We start from the raw sequence: 19136 nt of genomic DNA on the forward strand, positions 1-19136 counted from the left end.
GCAGGATTACTGCAACTGTAATTTTTATCGGCTTTTTTCTGAACGAAATTCTTTATATTCCCTTCGTGAAAAATTATTGGGGTCTCTTCAGTACATTTTGAGTTTGAGATCATCAGTCATTCTCAAATTTCAGGTTCCGTTTAAAATGAAAAATAATCTCCCAATCACCAGCTTCATGTATAGAAAAATTAAGCCCGAAAACTCCGTTTCGAAGTGAGTTGCCAAATCCTCTTCTGGGATACTCAAACAACAGTTTTGCTTGTCCGCCTGATGTATATTTAGTAGCTAATGAAGTAAGTGGAATGGGGTATGCAACATCATACTTTACATAAGCAGGCGTCATCTGCATATTAAATCCATGTACTAGTTCATTCCACTTAGTATTGCTGAATTTAGCAGGATTGATAGCTATTGAGTCTTTATCTAAAAAACGAAAAGTAAGAGAATTTCCATTGCCCGTTTTTCTAAAATATACGGCTGCCATATAGGGCTGTAAAAGACTATCTGTAGTGTAATAAAGATTTGTAGATGTTGTAAGCCTTACCTGCTTGGGAACTGTAATACTGGTTGTATTCCCTGGTGGATAAATCTGAAAATTTTCTGTAAGCGGAAGTCTGGTTTCCCTGTTATATTCAAAAGGTTCATAAGCAATTTCCTTATAAGGCACCAATTTCTGATCGGCAAAAATCTTCGAGTCTCCGGTGTTGTTTGAAACGTTTATATCAAACAAATAAAGAGAATCAGAGTCTGGTTTACCACGAATTACAGAAGATGATGCCGCTGCAAAAACAAGATCACCTGATCCAGGTCTTATAGTAAAGTAGGGCTTTTGCACTTCTTTGCGCTTTGCTTCTATTTCCGCGAGTGAAGTTTCCAAGCCAGAATATTGCTCTACCCAATCTTTAACAGTAACCAACGAAGTCAGCTCTGGTGCTGGCGATCCATCAGCATGTCGTAGATTTTGTAATTCGAAATTCAATGGGTAATTAGAACCGTCGGCGCTGAACTGTGTCAGAATCAGCAGGTTTCTACCCAATATAGGATTATAAGTATCTGTAGCAAAAGTCACACGTGGACTGAGATACTCTCTCAACTCGGGTGTTTTTTACATCCTGTGGTAATAGCCAATATACAGATCGAAAAGACTATAAAATATTTTCTGTTGATATACATAAAATCTCGTTTACCGTTAGTTCTTACTTAGTTTCATTTCTTCCTTAATAATTCTGAGCCCGGCAGGCGCGCCAGCTGGACGATCGTATTGATAATCTAAATACAAAGTGAATTTTTCCCGATCAAAATAACTTGGACCATGTTTTTGTATTGTAAGATCACTTGCAGCAGTGGCGGGACTAATACTTGTTACACTATCTCTATTGTCGATAGCAATTTTTATTTTAAATACCGGGTCGCCAATAAAATCGCCACCATCCATAATCAATTCATTAGATGAAATCGCTGTTAGCCTTTTACCATCTCTCATATTAGCAGTCGCCTGCGGTCCCCAGGGACGTGAGGTTCCATCGGGAAAGTATAGTGTTCCATAAGAATAATAATAATAGTCACTCCAATAATTCTGAGCTGCTGCTGCTCTGTTATGAAAGTTTCCAAAACTAAAAATGTGGGCAGGCTCTAATATGTGTACTACCCCATTTGTCAGTTTTATATTGGTAGTTGTAGCAAGACTGCTTGACCAGTTTTCAGTCCACTTAGAACTATACATAAAACTAAATTTCAGTATTTGGCTACCTGCTTTCTCTACACCGCCGGCATTGGTTGTTTGTTGTACAACATTCATAGTCCGGTCACCTACCGTTCTTAAAAACAGCCCATCTCGATTAATTGCAACATCATCAGTCAGCCATTTTCCTCTGATAATGTAATGCGTAATTATCTGACGAAGAGCAGAACTATCAATGTCTTTTAAAGAGACAGAAGACAAACCTTGGCCGCGTCGACGATCATTATAATTAGTCAACGCTTTTTGTATACTTGCGTCAGAAGGAACAAAAACAGTTACATCTTGTGTGGCAAGTGTATCCTTTAATCCTGCTTTATTTATGATAAATAAAAGTGAATCAAAACCCGTGGTCTGACGTTCCAAATATTCATAAACATTGTATGGATATAAATCGCCAGATGGATTTTCGTTCCTATATGTATTATCCTTGTTGCAGGCGATAAACACCACAACAGTCACCAAAAACAGACACCAGTAATATTTATGTATAGTCATTTTTAGTACTTTAATTTTATTTCCAGAAACTATTCTGCTGCAATGAAGGGTTATTAATTAATGTGGATTGAGCTAAAGGCCACAATGCAGCGCCAGCCTGTATTTGATCTTTTGAAAGGCCTGAGTAAAGATCCGCACGCTGATTACGTAGCAGATCAAACCAACGATGCCCTTCTCCTAACAATTCCCTTTGTCTTTCTTTTAAAATAGCAGTTAATACGTTACCGCCAGTTTGTGTATCAAACTCTGTAAGCCCACGCCTGGTACGGATTGTATTTAAATAAACAACAGCATTACTAATATCATTTAAATAGTAAAGCGCTTCAGCCCTTAACAATACAATGTCCTCATAACGTGTAATGACAATGGCTGATTGAAAATCATTATAAAGTGGTTCCTGTGTAAAAGACCTGGCTTTTATTTTGCTAAACATCGGAACCGGATTCGTAAAGTTTCTAAAGTAGTCTCCGGTCACGGCTCCGCTTTGGCTTATTGCAAAACGCTGATCGTTAGGTTCACTAAAAATCTGGAGGATGGAATCGGCAGGTATAAATATGTCAGGTGTTGTTTTGTCAACAAGCGGTGTACTCAAAGTCCAATCTTCAAGATGGCCTTTAGCCGCAGATTCCTGGAAGTTAGCATCTGCTGTAAGTGCGAAAATTACACCATTATTCTGACCACCAAACACACCTGCCGTTTCGGTAGTTAGACTTGCTGTTGCAGCAAAAGTGTAGTTACCAAGTGATGTGTTTTCGTAAACCAATCTTGCATAAGATTCACACGATGCATAATCTCCACGCCAGGCATTTAAATGTGCAAGCATAGCATAACAAGCAGCTTTTGATGCAATTCTTGATTGCCAGAAGCTACCTCCCTGATCATAGTAGACACCAAGATACTCTGGTTGCTGGCCATTATAATTCCAGGGTAGAGCTGCTGCTGCAGCTACTAATTCCTGTTGTACAAAATCTAGAATACGTGCTTGTGATTCGCGTTGCCTGTTGTTAAAATCATTATCTACAACATCACTAATCAAAGGCGCGTCGCCCCAAATACGAGCAATATAAAAATAAGCCAGTGCTCTTAGAAAGCGAACGGACGCTATGTCCACCTTCATGTTTTGTTCATTATACCTGATATCTTTTTCAAGTACCTGAGGTAATTTTTGAATGCAAAGATTAGCCTGAGCTATTACTGCATAAAACCGTCGCCAGTTTTTCCATTCTTCTATTGCGGGAAAATTTGCCTTGAGTTGCTGTGATGCAACAGCGGCAAGATCCGCACGTCCAGAAGATTTAAAGTTGCCTGCGCGAAGCTCGCCATATGCAAAAAAGCATTTTCGTTAGCCAAGGCTGCGCGTGTAAGACCATAGGTCGCAAATACACCAGAGCGGGCATCATTCCTTTGCAACCACATATTGTTTTCCGGAACCTGATGACGCGAAGGCAGATCAAGCTTTTTACTACAATTACCAAAAAGAAAAACAATAAAAACAAGTATTGTACTGAAGATTCTCATAATGTGTTCTTTGAAATCTTTTGAAAATTAAAAGTCAAGTTGCAAACCCAGGCTAACACTACGTGCAAACGGAACACCATATCCATCGTCGTAGCCCATATAATTCGCCAGTTCAGGATCGCGGCCGCTATACGAAGTGATTGTAAACAAGTTGTTAGCGGTTATATAAGCTTTCATAGATGTGATCTTTGCCCTTTTTACCCATTGCAGATCTTTCATATTGTAGGATAATATCACAGACTTCAACTTCAGGTAATCAGCTTTTTCTAAAAACAAACTCTGATCTCTTTGATAAGGTCTTACCAAACTCCAGGGATTATAAATGGAATATTTTTCTATTTCTGGTATCTGTGTCCAAAAACTGATTTCCTTTACACCTTCGATGCTTCCTGAAGTTTCGCGGTTTACAAAATCAAAACGATTGGCGACTGCTTCATTTATCAGATATTTACCAGTAGCAAAAGCCGTCAACAAATTCAGTTCCCAATTTTTATAAGAAAAAGCCTGATTAAATGCGCCATTAATTTTGGGATGCACATTTCCCTGGAAACTCCTGTCCTGATCATCAACATTGAAATCGCCGTTTGTATCTTCCCAACGTGGATCACCTTTTTTAACAGCCACTCCATAATAAGTTAGCGGTTGATTGGTAGCAGGATTTAAAGGAACCACTGCATCGCTTTCATAAATACCTTCGTTTTGCAACAACCAAAAAGCATCCACTCTTTCTCCTACTTTTAATTGTCTGCCTTCAGATAAAATCGCATCTAACCCATCGGGTAAAGCTGTGATGCGATTTTGGTTCCAATGCAGTAAAATATTGGGTTTCCAGTTAAATTCGCTATTGCCGAAGCTGCTACCAACGTTAAGCTCAATACCAGAGTTTTTAACACTCAGTCCATTTTTATACTCACTGGTAAAACCATATTCGGATGGAACCGGAATAGCAGCAACCAGGTTTTTATCTTGTCTCAAGTAGAAATCGGCAGCGATATACCATTTATTATTGATTCCTATTTCAAAACCCGCATTAGCCTGATCTGCATAAGGCCATTGAATTCCCCAACCTGTGTAGCCTCTATTGAAAGGCATTGTTAATGTTGGTATAGATCCATAAGATGGAATAAATGGTGCGCCGTTGTAACCATTGTCAACCGTATAAACAGGGCCATATCCATAATTATCATTATCGAACAAACGTCCGCTTCTTCCAGCGCCAGCTTTCACTTTAAATAATGTAAATGCTTCTGACATATCTAACTCTTTGTTTAAATGCCAGGCCAAGCCAAGAGACGGCGATGTAAACCACCAATAACCATTTTGGAAAAACGAAGACCCTTCTCTATTCACAGTTGCGTTTACTTCATATTTTTCTTTTACAGTTAGATTAGCCTGAGCAGAGAAAGAAATCAGATTATGATTCAGGTAATCTTTAAATGCGAAAATGGTTCCGTCCTGAAATGAAGGATTACTACCACCAGCAATGATCTTCACAAAATCTGATCCTCCACGATAACCTTTGATATAATCATACTTTCTTCTGTCCCACTGCATGTTTGCGCCACCGATAAGCTCAAGATTAATATCAGCGCCAAGTTTGGGTTGATAGCTTATTGAATTTTTCCAGGCAGTGCGTTTGTCAAGGCCAATAAAATAGGAAGCAAAATTATTTCCATCATTGATGGTGGTTGGATAAAATAAATCCCGGTTATTATCATGATAATTCATCAGAAAGAATGAACTAATGTTCCAGTTTTTAAGCTGGTATGCAGCCGTCATGCTTCCAGATAAAAAGTGATCCTGATTTTTATCAAACGACCACCTGTCTAACAAATCATAATAATTAGTGAGGTACTCTTTATTAGGCGAAAGTGGAGATAATGATGATGGCACATATTCTTGCTCTGCAAAACGTTCGCGCAGAAAAGTATTACGACTTCGGTCTGTAAGTGCCAGTTGAATTCTTGTATTTATTGAAAAATTATCAAAAGGCACCATTCCAATATGTGCAGAAACATTATACCTGTCAACGCCTGTATTACGCATTATACCATTTTCCCTGGTGTTGCCTAGCCCAAGCCGGAAGAACGCACGCTCTGTACCACCAGAAATAGCAGCATTAATCGAATGTTGCCATCCGGATTGATAATAAACTTCATCCCAATCTGCTGGGCCATAATAAACAGTATTAGAAGAGTCAGCAAGGTAGGAAGGAAAGGTTGCACGTTGTTGTGCGTTGGCATACAAATCATAAAACTGCTTTCTAAAATCACGCTCATACCGGCCATTAGCAGTTTGAATATTTTGAGGACTTAATGCTATTCCTCCATACATATTAATGCCAATACGATACTTACCTGGTACCGGTTTTTTAGAATTTATAAGAACAACGCCATCGACTCCTTGCACTCCGTAACGTGCAATATCAGCAGGATCCTTCAACACTTCAATTGACTCGATATCATTTATGTTTAATGCAGTGGTGATATCTGTTTCGGATCCTATACGTTCGTAATCATATTGTTTAATACCAAAAGCAAATGAATGATTTTGCATTAAGGGAACACCGTCAACTATATACAGCGGGGTGATGCTGTAGATATCGCTATGTTTTGATACCGGAGCATGTAGTCCACGTAATAGCAACCAGGCTGGTACACCAGGCTCTCCTGATTTGCGAACCGTGGTTACACCCGCTACTTTTCCATCAATTAATACCGGAAGATTACTAGCCGCTATTTGCTGCATGATTTTGACAGGGGCCAGGTTGATACCTGTCTTCTCTTTCTTTTCAGGAATCGTATCACGTTGTATACTTATACTATCCTGAGCAGCAATTCTCGACGAAAAAATAATCAATAAAATGAAAGAAAATAGTCCAAATAGTTTCTTATACATATCAGTCTGGTTAAGTCTAATTCTCTTGTTGTTCGGTTTTAAAGGACACATACCATTCCTCACCCAATACGCCGGAACTCTTTCCTGGCGGCAGTTTCATCTCAAAAGCATAATTCTTTTATAAAACAAAAATAGAGAGTTAGTATTTGCTTATGGTTAAATTCACATGAAGCAATTGTTAACAAATACTATTCTTTTTGTTTAGTATAAATATACGGTATAGAAAATGGGAACACCAAATTTTTTATAAAAAAAGCCGCGCAAACGATTGCACAGCTAAAAAAGTGGATTATAAATTTAGTGGAACTTGAACTGGTTATATGTTAATTGGCATCGCCAGTGATAAAGAAATAAACTACCAGCATAATCGCTTCTTTATTGCCCGTGTTAGCCACGCGGTGCTCAATACGGCTATCCAGAAACATCGATTCACCTTCTTTAAAAATATATGTTTCCTCGCTTATCTGATATTCTACTTCACCCTGAATCATGTAATCAAATTCGAATGAGTTGGTAGAGATCATTTTTTTCGACGAGCTCCTTTTTGTAGTTTGAATAATATAAAATCTACAGTATTGTTAAGTATGGTGCGCGTAAAAATGCGATGATAGGAAACTCCTTTCGCATATTCTTTTTCAAAGGTTTGATATTCTTCGGGTTTCTTAAATTCAAGACTTTTATTATTTTTTTATCGTAGCTGATGTCTTTAAAAAAGTCATTAAGATCTACACCCAAGGCTTGCAAAATATTAATTAAAACCGGCAGAGAAGGGACAGTTCTATTATTTTCTATTTGTGATATTAAGCCTTTGCTCACATTGGCGCTTTTGGCCAGGCGCTCTGTTGTTATCTTTTTTGCCTGGCGGATTTCCTTAATTCTATTGCTAATTGTTAAAAGCACTTCGTCCTGCATATTTTACATTTTAATGCCTAAATATAGGGCGAAAATTTGTTTTGCTGTAATCAATCAATGAGCCACTTATAGCTATCATTGACTTTAAATTTCCGGAAGTATCTCAAAAAACATAGAGGTTTAAATATTAATTACACTAATTTATGATGATACCTAGTTTATCTGAAAATGCGAATTTCTATTTTAGAATATCCACATCTTTCGGCTTTTAAAAAATGCATAATAACCATATTACAAATATGTAGTATATTTATATTTTTAGCAATAAGCCGGATAAAATCTAATAATTACATTAATTAATGATTTTTTCATATAATAATTGTATTTTTTTATATAAATGATTATTATATTGAGAAACATAAGTAGCCCTATTAACTTACGAAATGAAGTTACTGAAGAAGACCAACGGAGTAATACTCAGTTTTTTTTGCTTAACCTTTATCGCCCCTAAGCTATTTTCTCAGATACCTTTTAGAGCCCTGGAAAATATTGCTAATTATAGTTATGATGGTAAGGATTTTGATGAAGTAGTTAAATATTACCGCTTTTATAAACCAGATTCGGCTGCCTATTATGCTAATATTGCGATCGGCATTTATAACAAACAAAAAGATTATCAGGTATTAGGAAATATGTTTAACCATCTTGGTATTATTAATGAAAATCAGGGTGCTATTACAGAAGCTGAGCAAAAGTACAAGCAAGCCATATCCTACTTTAAGAGCGTCAACTTTCAACCTGGTATTGCTGACGAACTCAATAGATTGGGTGTGCTACAGTTGCGCAAATCTAATTACACAACGGCAACCAATTTTTTTCTGGAAGCTTTGGAAATTTATGATAAGCTTTCCTTATCCAGTGGAATTGCTGAATGTTATTTAAAGCTGGGAGCTGTACATGAGAGACAGAATGACTATGACGTAGCTTTGAATTATATACAGAAGGCAGATTCCATAAACACACAGCTACCCTTTTCTGTTTTAACACTTTCTACTTATAATGCATTAGGAAGTATTTACAGTAAAAAAATATGTTCTCAAAAGCTATTCGTTATTATGAAAATGGTCTTAAGCTAAGCAATGAGCCTCAGTATCAGGGTTTGTATTTATCATTTTCGGCTAACCTAGCTTCGTCGTATGTTAAGGTTGGTAAGAAGAAGGAGGCATTGGAGATTTTAACAGGCGTATTGCCCATTGCTGTGCAGAACAAATTCTATGAAAAAGAAATTCAGATATTATTAGCCCTTGCAGAAGTTTATTTTCTAGACAATTTTGAGGCAGCAAAAGTATACCTCGACTCAAGTTTTAATAAGGCCAACCGGTATGGAGATAAGGAAGCTGTTATACGTTCACTAAAAGCCATGTCTGCATTATATAAGGTGCACGCACAATACAAAGAGTCAATGGCGATTTCTGAAAAGGAAAGACAAATGTCAGATAGTCTTTTTAATAAACAAAAAGCTATTGAAGTCGCCGATCTTCAGGCTAATCATCAACTTCAAAAATCAAAAACAGATATTAACCGCCTGGAACTAATTAACAAAACAAATCTAACGATCAGATATGGAATCATTTTGATTTTAGCTGTTATACTAATTTTCCTATTCATCATACTATACTTTTATTATCGCTCAAGAAAACTAAATAAGCTGGTAAATAGAGCAAATAATAACTTGCAAATACTCAATGAAGAATTAGAAGAAATGCATGTTGTAAAAGATAAAATGTTTGCAATTATAGGTCATGACCTACGAAGCCCGCTCGCTTCAGTAATAGGAATGCTTGATTTGTTAAAGGAGGATGCGCTCGACAAAACAGAGCAATTGACCATCATTGAGCAACTATCCATCCACAGCAAAGGCTCGATGGAAATGCTGACAAACCTATTACTTTGGGGACAAAACCAAATAAAGGGTAGTTATCTTAGGCCGCAATACTGTTCTGTTAAAGATATTATTGCAAAAAACATTCTTTTAGTTAAAGTTGCGAGCACACAAAAGTCACTTACTATTGAAGACCTGACAGATGCGTCAGCAGTTGTTTGGGCAGATCCTTCCCATATTGACTTTGTTTTCAGAAACTTAATTTCAAATGCAATCAAGTATAGCAGGAAACATGGAAGTATAATCATTGGGGCTGAACCACAAAAAACGCCTTCTCATATTTCATTTTATATAAAAGATACTGGCATTGGAATAAGCCAGGAACGTTTATCATCGATTTTTAAACTTAATGGGCAAAGTACAATAGGAACAGCTGGTGAAAAAGGCACTGGCCTCGGTTTAGTAATGTGCAAGGATTTTATCGAGGCTAATGATGGCGAACTTCATGTAGAAAGTGAAGAAAATGTAGGTAGCGTTCTGAAAATTACTTTTAGAAGATATCCGCGTGATTATTGACTATTTCACCTCTTCCGTCCCTTTTACCTAAGTACATAGTTACATGTAAATATTATGATGTTTGACAAGATAGGGAACTCCTATTGTTGCGAAAACACCCGATATAAGAAAAAGCCCTAGCAAAAGATGCTGGAATTGATTAGTTACAACAGGATCTGCAGACCGATGAATATGCATTATTCCATATATGCAAAGTGCACAAACTATTGTCGATAAAACGATATAGATTAAAGATCCTGCCTTAAAATACCTATCAAAAAATGCATATGCAACACCTGCTATTGGAAGCAGAAGAAGCGTTCCAAAAATAATTGTCGACACATTAATTATTTCATGCAAAGGAAATGCTATATACGATCGAAAAAAAGATCATAAAACAAATTGATCAACGTAGCAATGTATCCCGCAAATAAGCCTGCCATCAGAGGTTTGTAAATATGTCCGTCAAAATTTTTCTTTTTCATGTTGCAAAAATATGATATAAATCACATTTTTAAAAAGAAAAAACAATTCGATTATAAAGTTAACAACTCACGCAACGACTTTAGTTTAAGAATAGCTATACTTTTTCCTTTGCTTTTAATATATTTTTTCGATTCCAGTTCCATAGTAACCCTTGAAACAGTTTCGTAAGTGGCACCAACATAAGAAGCAATTTCCTGTTTTGTTAATTTGATATCAATAAAACCTTGTTCATCCATACCAAAACATTCCTTTAGCATAAGTAAAGCCTCAACAATTCTGCCCTTAACATCCATGTGAGCCATGTTGCGTATTCTTCTCTCTGTAGATTCCAATTCATTTATATACAAGTCCATTAAGATATACGCAAGTTGTGGGTTTACCTTTAGTGAAGTTTCAAAAATGTTAATGGGAATGAACATCAGACTGCTGGCTTCTATTGCAGTGGCTGACGCTGTGAGCTTTTTCTTACTTCCCATTCCACGGTACCCAATCATATCTCCATTTCTTGCAAATCGAACAATGACATTTTTTTCAACTTCCCAGCGTTGATGTATTTTTACTTTACCCTCGCCAATAAAATACACTCCTTTCAGTTGATCGCCTTCTCTGAAAATCGTCTCTCCCTTTTTAAAAACAAAAATTTCTCTATTATCATCTATAACAGACCTCCACTCTGGCACACAATTCTGGTATAGAAAATTTTCAGAAAGTTTATATAGTTTTTGATCTTTCATTTAAGATTTAAAAATACATATAAGAAGTTGTTTGTACCCTACTATTAGTAGGAGCGATTTCCTTTATATGATTTAAATCACATAACAATCGTTAACTTTCATTTACTATTCTATTTTAATTTGTAAAAAACCTAACCCAATCTATTTCCATTTCCACGGGCAAATCGGAAGGTTCAACTTCACCAACCCAACTGCCACCTAATTGCATATCAAGAAGTAAATAATGTTTTCCATCCGAATAGGGAAACTGATCTTTTTGTCTGTTTCAATTCGTGGATAAGCAAAAGTCCTTTTATCATTTACATAAAACACTACGCTGTCCTGATACTTCTCAACAGCATAGGTATTGAATTCATTTGGTGTGATAGGTGCTGTAGCACTATGTTTTGGGTTATCCTTTATATTTAGGTCAATTGTATAAGATGAATGAACCGTTTGATAAACAATGCTATCATCATTGAGGCGTTCCATTATATCGATTTCGCCCCCTCCCGGATATTTCTTTCCCTGACCCAACATCCAGAAAGCAGGCCACGCACCATTAGCACTGTTAAGCTTTGCTCTTATTTCTATTCTTCCCAAGTCGAAGGCTACTTTATCTTTTGTAAAAACACCTCCTGTTAAATATCGGGAAGTATCATCTTTAACTGTTGTATTGTTAATCCCTCTAAGAATCAATTTACCATCACGAAGCGCATAGCAACTATCAAAATCACTCATGTGCCTGTCCCAATCGGATGTACCTCTTGGGATCTTTGACCAACGAGTTGTATCAAAAATTTTCTTTTGGTTGAAATTTTCTTCCCAAATTAATTTGTTTTTCTGAACAGGGATCAAACTAGCGCACGACGCAAAAAGAAGTAACATTATGCTATAGCCAAATGTCTTTCGCTTCATAAAGCATTCTATCAACATAAGGTTCTGATTTAAAAATATGTTTTAAAAAAGTATTAGAGCGTTAGTTTTTTATTTGGCATTTTCAGAGGATTAATTAGATCCTGTATGTAAGAATCACGCGACCCGATTTGCTCGGTTGTGCCTCTACAAACTGGAGCCGTTGCTGTCGCACAACCTTAAAGAGCGGCTTACCACTTCCCAAAATAATCGGGTGAACGATTAGTCGCAGTTCGTCGATCAGGCCCGCATCCATCAGGCTGGTGACTAGACCTGCTCCACCAACAACATAGGTATTCTTTCCCGGTGTACTTTTCAGTTCCTGCAAGGCTGCAATATCTCTGACTATCTGAGCCTTCGGCCATGATACGCTATTGAGTGTGGTAGATAAAATAACGTGTGGCGTTTTCGCTGCTAATTGAGCATACTCAATTTCACTGCTGGATGGCAGCCGCCTTTCCTGCGACGGAACCTCCGGATTAGGTGGAATGTGTTGAGGATTTTCATGGATTGATCCCCAATACTCACCATAGCCAGGGTACATATGTCCGCCTAAAAGAAATGTGTCGACATCGTCGATCAGTTGGATCGCATCCGCCCAGGAATCGATCCAATCCGTTTTCCCATCGAGGTCTTCGACGAAGCCATCTAATGAAACCTGCATTGCTGAAATCCATTTCCTAGAATTATTAGATGCCATATTGTTCCTCCTTTTATTTAATGTTCAACAAATATAATACCCGAATATTTTCATTAATGGTGGTAAATCGGACTTTATAGCGGGCTAATATAGACGGCATACATCTAACATCGTTAAAAAGGAGTATAAATCATAATTATGCCGACATTAAATAAATTCTCAAATATTCCGCTGTTATCCCATCGTTATTTCATGTCAAAATACAATGGCTATACAGTAATAGACAAGCTTTGTAAATACGGTTTATAGCCGTTTCAGGTAGGCGTTCATTTAACCTCGGAGATAAACTTTAATTTTAATCATTATCATCTTATCCCAGTTTTTTCTTAGCCATCTGCGAACCGGCTCATCATACCATTTTAAACTTGCGTATGCCAAAATAATACTACCTACCAGGATCAACAACGCATAAGGCCAGGCGTCCATGATGGTTACACCTTTATGATTACTGATCCAGGCGACGTAAAAATATACCAGCGGATAATGCACCAGGTAAAGCGGATAGGATATATCACCTAAGAATTTGCATATCCTGCGTTCACTCTGAGTATGTATTACACCGCTTGCACCCAAATAAACAATGAGCGGAAAAACAATGATGATACATACCGATTCATAGATCCCGTTCATCCAAACATTCTCAGCGCCGCCTATGCGTGGCATATATAAGACAAGGGCGACCAAGAGGCTACACCATAAAAAGGCATGCTTAATGCGGGTGGGTTTAGCTATTCTTGATAGCAGCAGACCCGCAAAAAAGGGATACATAGTTCGGGTAATACCCACGCGTACCTGTTCCGCGTTTAATGTCCAACCACCGCTGACATCCCCGTTGGGACTGGTTATGGCCAAATGAGCGAGCGCTATGGCCGCGATCAACACTAATATACTAAGTGCTGTTTTTGAAAATTTTCGGATGCCGATAGCATAAAGGATATTGGCAATATACTCAAAGAACAAAGACCAGCCTACGCTATTGAGTGGGTGCATTTCTTGCCACCCTCGTATGTCCATTGATAAGGGTACAGGAAGAATAGTATAACCAATGAGCATTACCAGTAGCATCTTCCACAGAGGAATGGTATGGATAAGTGGCCAGATCGTTGAATCAGTAAAATAAAAACCGATTGCTCCAAGGGTCATTCCCAATATTACCATGGGTTGAAGCCGAGCAATCCGGCGCTTAAAGAAAGTCCAATGGTCATTTTATGCCAGCGGTCGTCATAAGCATAGCCGATCACAAAGCCAGACAACAGAAAGAAAAAGTCAACAGCCAGGTAGCCGTGGTTAACCAGTATATCCAGGTGTCCGGTTCCTAACGGTTCGGTCAGGTGGAAGGTTACAACAATGATGGCTGCTACGCCACGTAATCCATCTAATATGGGATAATGCGGCTTTACTGAAAGACTGCTATTTTTATTCATTGGGCTTTAGAGCTGGAAACGTAAGATTTAATAAACTTTTCTTTCTTGACATACTTGAAGGCCAAGCAAGAATAAAGGACAAAATTGCAAAAGCGTTAATCTTAATACTAGTTCCACGTATCGTTTATAAATTACCATTTAACGAATTGGTAAAATTAAATAAGCTACTCATTTAAATTTGATCAAATCGTATCAAAATCTAGTCAAATAGTCTCATTTTTACACGTAAGAAAAACGACCCAAAATAGCATAAACTTATTATGGCCAAACAAAGGATATTGTTGTTTACTATTATTGGTGCTTATTGCAAATAGCCAGTAGAGTGGAATTACTAAGGAAGAACAATATAAAAGCAATTCATAACGTTATGCCTCAAAATCAAAAATCTTATACTCACCTTTAATAATCCAGTTCTTTAAGATTTTCCCTATACTTCTTAAATGTCACGGGATTAATAGTTTCAGCTAATTTAATATATAGTTTTATGTCTCCGGCATTATACAAAAGAATTGCCAGTGTTGCTCTGACAAAAGGGGTAGATTTTCGCGCAAGTTTAGTTAACAGCTTCTTTTCTTCGTAAGATAAATGCCTTATTATTTCTACATACTTAACGCTTGCTTCCTTAAGTTTAACAGTGCTCAATTTTCTAAAGATGAGAAGAACATCCAATAACTGTAGATAAGGAATGGTATCTTTTGAAAAGTCACATCTCTGGAGAGTAAAAATCACTTTACACCCTTTCACATTAAGTGTTCGAAAGCTTTGAGGCCCTGATATATAAATTCGATTAGTTGTATCTATACTCAACTGCTCCAACAAATCCTCGTTTATCAAATACCAGACAGCACTTCTGTGTTCGCTAAGCAACTGTTTAATGCAATTAATAATACTTTTCTGTGAGTATAATTCAGATTGTTGCCTAAGTGCTTTATGAAGTTTTTCTTTAAAATCAATATGCCCAGTTTTATCAATAATCATAACTCCTTTAATGATGCGTCATACAACGCTTCAGCTTATAAAGTGCTTTTAATAATCAACTGCATAATCTTTCGGAAAAGATTTTCCTGACCAGGCTTTCAATTGTGTCCATTCAGTAAAGGGTGCCGACCAAAATTCATGTGTTTGCGGTAAACCTAATGCCAGGAAGACTAATGATGTCACATACATACTTCCTGTATTAGAATAATAATCAGAAAGACTGCTTTGATTATCACCGACAAGACCAAGCGTTAGCCAACCTTGTTTCGTAAACGTGGATGGGATGAACATACGCTTCATTACAGCTGTCAGGGCGCAACGTACCTGGGCTGGCGATATTTCTTTTGGCAATCCGTCTTCCAGCGCAAGTTTTACTAACGGTTGAAAGGCACCTAGCCTATAGGTAGATGAGCGACCTACAACCAGGTAAGTACCTTCCGGAGAAATATATCTTTCCAGGAAAGATCCATAGCGCTGCATTCTTTTATAGGCAATTTCATACTCCTCCCCGTTTCTGCGGCCATGGGCCACATTTACTTTTAACACGTCTGTCAACATTGGATGCATTACATAGCCATTGTAATGATCGAAGTGGAATCGATCACCATCGCTATACCATCCATCCCCTACATACCATTTTGTAACCTGGTCAATGGCATTATCAATTCTTCCTTCATCAATTTTTTCTCCAATACTTAACAAGAAGCTTTCAATCATAGCAGCAAATAAAAGCCAATTGCTTTTGAAGGGTTTAATACGGCGGATGTTTTTAAATTCTTGAATGAATTGTTGTTTTGTTTTATCACTTAATGGTTCCCATAAATTATTTGGCGCATAAAGAAAAGCTTGTGCAATATGAGCAGCATCAACTAATGGTTGCGCAGTTTTACCATCTCCCCAAAATAAATAGTCCGCGCTTTGAGGGTTTACAGCATGTGATAAGCTCTGCTGTGTCTGTTCCAACAACCTATGGCGAACTTTACCTTCTGCACTATTATCAACTGGCAATTCCAGAAATGGTGCGATGCCGCCAATGAGCCTGCCAAAAGCTTCCATGTAAGCTACCTGATCATTTCGTCCATCCCATGTAGGGCTATAAGCAATAGGCATATTTTTACGCAGCAAGTCACGGCTCATGTTTGCTAATATCGGGCTGGAAATTTTATCAAGAAGACCAACCCAAAAAGCGCGGTCAGACTTTGGCCCATTGTTTAAAATTTTAGCATCTACGTTTTTAAAAGGGACGGCACCGCCTATTCCTAACAAGGAAGACCATTTTAAAAAATTTCTTCTTTCCATTTTCTGAAATATTCTTTGATTAAGTTTTTGCCTTTTCTTCTGCCTGTTTTATTTCACCTTTTTTGCATCAATCATTATTACGAATGGTTGCTCACACTTAAAACCTTTCGGTATTTGAATTTGATAAGCTCCATAGTCAATAGACTGCGCAGCTATAGACTGCTTATTCTGTAACAACGAAACATGTTCTATCAGCCATCCTTTAGGAGGTTGTACTTTTAAACTTCCTGATAAAGGAAGATTAAAAACGACCATATAAATTTTATCACTATTTCTTTTTTGGTATAGTAGCCCCAATCCTGTTTTTCCCAACCTGCATGCTCGCAGTTATAAATAGCTTCTTTATTAATATCCATCCAGTTGCCAATTTCATTTGCTATTGCTACTTCTTCTGGCCTGAATGAGCCGTCTCCCTTGGGTCCAAAATTTACGACAAGATTGCCTCCAAGAGAAACGCATTGTGCTAACATCTCGATCAATTCATAAGAGGTTTTCCAATGGCCCAGCCATTTTTGCTGATATCCCCAACCATTCTCAGGAATGGTCATAACGCAGTCCCAATCATTTCCATGCACATCAGCATAAGTTTTTGGGATTTTTCTTTCCCAGCCTTGCTCGTAATCGCCCATCAGCACGCCGTTTGCATCATTATGACGATTACCAAACTCATCCGCCCTTAATCTACTTCCTATAATTAACCCCGGCCTTATTGTTTTTAAATGCTGTTCCAGCGAATCAGAAAAAGCTCCGCTCTTTTTCCAGCTTGCATCCCAGGTGCCATCAAACCAAAGCCCTTTAGTTCCCGGATAAAGTGTAAGCAGCTCCGTCAACTGATTTTTAGTAAACGCTTTGAAACGATCGAATGCAAGTGTATCTTCTTTGGTTTTTAGATCATAACGCCAGTCGGGATGACTCCAGTCCATAACAGAGAAATACAGGTAAACATCAATGCCGGCTTTTGTATAAGCATCAACCAGCGGACGAATCACATCCTTTTTATATGGAGTTTTACTAATATTATAAGAACTATATTTAGACGGCCACAAACAAAAACCATCGTGGTGTTTTGTTGTAAACGTAAGATACTTTACACCCATCTGCTTGGCCATAGCAGCCCACTCTTCAGGTTTGTATTGGTTGGGATCAAATTGCCTGTAAAGATTATCATAAACATTGTTCGGTACTTTATTCCATACACGAATCCATTCAGCGGCTCCTTTGTAATATTCGCCATCATACTTACCACCCAAAATAGAATATGCGCCCCAATGTATAAATTGGCCAAGCCCATAAGCACGCCACCTGGCCATATCAGCATCCGTTCGCTTACCAATCCTATGTGCCCCGTGTTTTAAAACTATTTTTTCATCAGATTTTTTTGAGCCGAAACAACATGCATACAACATAATATAGCTATACTTAATGCAACAAATGGCTTTATTTTTTTAATCATTAAATAATTCTTTTAAAAAATTCTAAAATTACAAATACCAGTCTTTATAACGTTTAAGTGCTTCTAAAAAATAATAATCGGCATAAATCAAAGGCACATCTACTTCCGAATTCAATGGTAGCGCACCGGTGCTATGCTTTAGAAGAAAGCCTCCGTTCTCCCCAACTTTTGCTTTGTAACGCTCGCCAGACAGCGATACAAGCATTTGTTTTGCATTGTCTATATAAAAATCCTTCTGAGATCCTTTAGTATATTGAGCCAACTCTAATAATGCAGATGCGATCAAAGCGCCTGCCGATGCATCCCTTTTAGTATGTGGAATTTGGGGCGCGTCAAAATCCCAAAATGGTATTTTGTCCGCCGGTAGGTTTGGATGTTTTAATATGAAATCAGCAATTCCGCAGGCGTGTTTCAGATAACGCTTATCACGGGAAAACCGATACATCATTGTAAATCCATACAAACCCCAACCCTGGCCACGCGACCAGGAAGAACAGTTTGAAGCACCCTGCCAGGTTGCTTTGCGTAACACATCTCCATTGTTGACATTATAATCAATAACATGGTACGAACTATAATCTTTTCTGAATTGATTTTTCAGCGTACTGTTCGAATGGTTGATCGCAATGTCTCTAAACTTTTTATCACCTCCGTCATTGCTTACCCAGTAGAGCAATTCAAGGTTCATCATATTATCAATAATAACCGGACATTTAAAATACTGATTCGTATTCCATGACTGGATGATTTTTGCAGAAGGCCTGTATCTTGTTGCTAAAGCAGCTGCAGCTTCATGTATAATTGGTTTATACGCTAAGTTTTTGGTAATACGATACGCATTGCCAAAACTGCAATACATCATAAAACCCAGGTCGTGGTTGCCAGTATAAGTTTTATTTGGTTCGATTACATTCAAAGCACGTTCCGCCTCCTTTCTGATTATTGAATCTCCAGTTTGCTCATAAATATACCATAATGAGCCGGGGTAAAATCCCGTACACCACCACGTGCGTTCGTAAGAAATAAATTTTTTCTTTTTTCATCGTACGATTGGGGCATTCTGTCCCGGGGAGTTAAAGTCATCATGTAGCGATACTGGGAATCAGCAAAAGTAAAGTTGTCACGAACCAATTGCTGCATGTTTATACTACCTGCCTGCTGCGCGAGCAACGATCCGCTAAAACATAAAAAGGAATATCCAATAAAGAAAAATTTACGCATTTCTAT

The 19136-nt window shown here is 37.7% G+C and carries 19 protein-coding genes; 2 read left to right on the plus strand and 17 right to left on the minus strand.

Translation table 11 applies throughout. From position 1 onward, the window contains the following. Positions 1–112: 112 nt before the first annotated feature. From MKP09_RS10330 to MKP09_RS10360, 7 genes are all read right to left on the minus strand, one after another. The gene (locus tag MKP09_RS10330; RefSeq protein ID WP_240828082.1) at positions 113–1093 is read right to left on the minus strand and encodes a DUF5007 domain-containing protein; all 981 of its coding nucleotides are present in this window, start codon (positions 1091–1093) and stop codon (positions 113–115) included. A 96-nt stretch (positions 1094–1189) separates the two neighbouring features. Further along, the gene (locus tag MKP09_RS10335; RefSeq protein WP_240828085.1) at positions 1190–2236 is read right to left on the minus strand and encodes a fasciclin domain-containing protein; all 1047 of its coding nucleotides are present in this window, start codon (positions 2234–2236) and stop codon (positions 1190–1192) included. Between the two features lie 16 nt (positions 2237–2252). After that, positions 2253–3467 carry a RagB/SusD family nutrient uptake outer membrane protein gene (locus MKP09_RS27325; protein WP_317235292.1) on the minus strand — a complete coding sequence of 405 codons (1215 nt, stop codon included), beginning with the start codon at positions 3465–3467 and terminating at the stop codon, positions 2253–2255. Beyond that, positions 3464–3754 (minus strand): hypothetical protein, encoded by a 291-nt coding sequence (locus MKP09_RS10345; RefSeq protein WP_240828088.1) that lies wholly within the window; start codon positions 3752–3754, stop codon positions 3464–3466. The genes MKP09_RS27325 and MKP09_RS10345 overlap by 4 nt, the downstream gene beginning before the upstream one ends. Before the next feature lie 27 nt (positions 3755–3781). After that, positions 3782–6652: a SusC/RagA family TonB-linked outer membrane protein gene (locus tag MKP09_RS10350; RefSeq protein WP_240828090.1), complete on the minus strand. Its 2871-nt coding sequence runs from the start codon at positions 6650–6652 to the stop codon at positions 3782–3784. Between the two features lie 323 nt (positions 6653–6975). Next, entirely contained in the window at positions 6976–7176 is a 201-nt protein-coding gene (locus MKP09_RS10355; protein WP_240828110.1) for a cupin domain-containing protein, read from the minus strand. 43 nt (positions 7177–7219) lie between these two features. Further along, a complete protein-coding gene (locus MKP09_RS10360; RefSeq protein WP_240828112.1) occupies positions 7220–7564 on the minus strand; it encodes a helix-turn-helix domain-containing protein in 345 nt (114 codons plus the stop codon). 383 nt (positions 7565–7947) lie between these two features. Here MKP09_RS10360 and MKP09_RS10365 point away from each other — a divergent pair, with 383 nt between their 5' ends. Together MKP09_RS10365 and MKP09_RS10370 are read left to right on the plus strand one after the other, a co-directional pair. After that, on the plus strand, positions 7948–8640 hold the full coding sequence (locus MKP09_RS10365) for a tetratricopeptide repeat protein (protein WP_240828117.1): 693 nt from the start codon (positions 7948–7950) through the stop codon (positions 8638–8640). Then, positions 8595–9962, plus strand: a complete 1368-nt coding sequence (locus MKP09_RS10370) for a sensor histidine kinase (RefSeq protein ID WP_240828119.1) — start codon at positions 8595–8597, stop codon at positions 9960–9962. Before MKP09_RS10365 ends, MKP09_RS10370 begins: the two co-directional genes overlap by 46 nt. A 515-nt stretch (positions 9963–10477) precedes the next feature. Here MKP09_RS10370 and MKP09_RS10375 read toward each other — a convergent pair. The 10 genes from MKP09_RS10375 to MKP09_RS10415 all read right to left on the minus strand — a co-directional run bounded on the left by MKP09_RS10375 (position 10478) and on the right by MKP09_RS10415 (position 19130). After that, positions 10478–11161, minus strand: a complete 684-nt coding sequence (locus tag MKP09_RS10375; protein ID WP_240828124.1) for a Crp/Fnr family transcriptional regulator — start codon at positions 11159–11161, stop codon at positions 10478–10480. 198 nt (positions 11162–11359) lie between these two features. Further along, entirely contained in the window at positions 11360–12028 is a 669-nt protein-coding gene (locus MKP09_RS10380; protein ID WP_240828144.1) for a glycoside hydrolase family 16 protein, read from the minus strand. A 124-nt stretch (positions 12029–12152) separates the two neighbouring features. Then, positions 12153–12755, minus strand: a complete 603-nt coding sequence (locus MKP09_RS10385; RefSeq protein WP_240828146.1) for a dihydrofolate reductase family protein — start codon at positions 12753–12755, stop codon at positions 12153–12155. Positions 12756–13025: 270 nt separating this feature from the next. Next, positions 13026–13913: an acyltransferase family protein gene (locus MKP09_RS10390; RefSeq protein ID WP_262915195.1), complete on the minus strand. Its 888-nt coding sequence runs from the start codon at positions 13911–13913 to the stop codon at positions 13026–13028. Continuing rightward, the gene (locus MKP09_RS25880; protein WP_262915196.1) at positions 13907–14179 is read right to left on the minus strand and encodes an acyltransferase family protein; all 273 of its coding nucleotides are present in this window, start codon (positions 14177–14179) and stop codon (positions 13907–13909) included. Before MKP09_RS25880 ends, MKP09_RS10390 begins: the two co-directional genes overlap by 7 nt. A gap of 399 nt (positions 14180–14578) precedes the next feature. Beyond that, on the minus strand, positions 14579–15157 hold the full coding sequence (locus MKP09_RS10395) for a hypothetical protein (RefSeq protein ID WP_240828148.1): 579 nt from the start codon (positions 15155–15157) through the stop codon (positions 14579–14581). A gap of 48 nt (positions 15158–15205) precedes the next feature. Beyond that, positions 15206–16456, minus strand: coding sequence for a DUF2264 domain-containing protein (locus tag MKP09_RS10400; protein WP_240828150.1), 1251 nt, complete (start codon positions 16454–16456; stop codon positions 15206–15208). Positions 16457–16674: 218 nt separating this feature from the next. Further along, positions 16675–17766, minus strand: a complete 1092-nt coding sequence (locus MKP09_RS10405) for an alpha-L-fucosidase (protein ID WP_240828152.1) — start codon at positions 17764–17766, stop codon at positions 16675–16677. Positions 17767–17937: 171 nt separating this feature from the next. After that, positions 17938–18933, minus strand: a complete 996-nt coding sequence (locus MKP09_RS10410; RefSeq protein WP_317235293.1) for a glycoside hydrolase family 88 protein — start codon at positions 18931–18933, stop codon at positions 17938–17940. Further along, positions 18849–19130 (minus strand): hypothetical protein, encoded by a 282-nt coding sequence (locus tag MKP09_RS10415; RefSeq protein WP_240828169.1) that lies wholly within the window; start codon positions 19128–19130, stop codon positions 18849–18851. Before MKP09_RS10415 ends, MKP09_RS10410 begins: the two co-directional genes overlap by 85 nt. Between the last annotated feature and the right edge of the window lie 6 nt (positions 19131–19136).

It is taken from the genome of Paraniabella ginsengisoli (assembly GCF_022513635.1).
In the GTDB taxonomy this organism is placed as follows: Bacteria; Bacteroidota; Bacteroidia; order Chitinophagales; family Chitinophagaceae; genus Niabella; species Niabella ginsengisoli.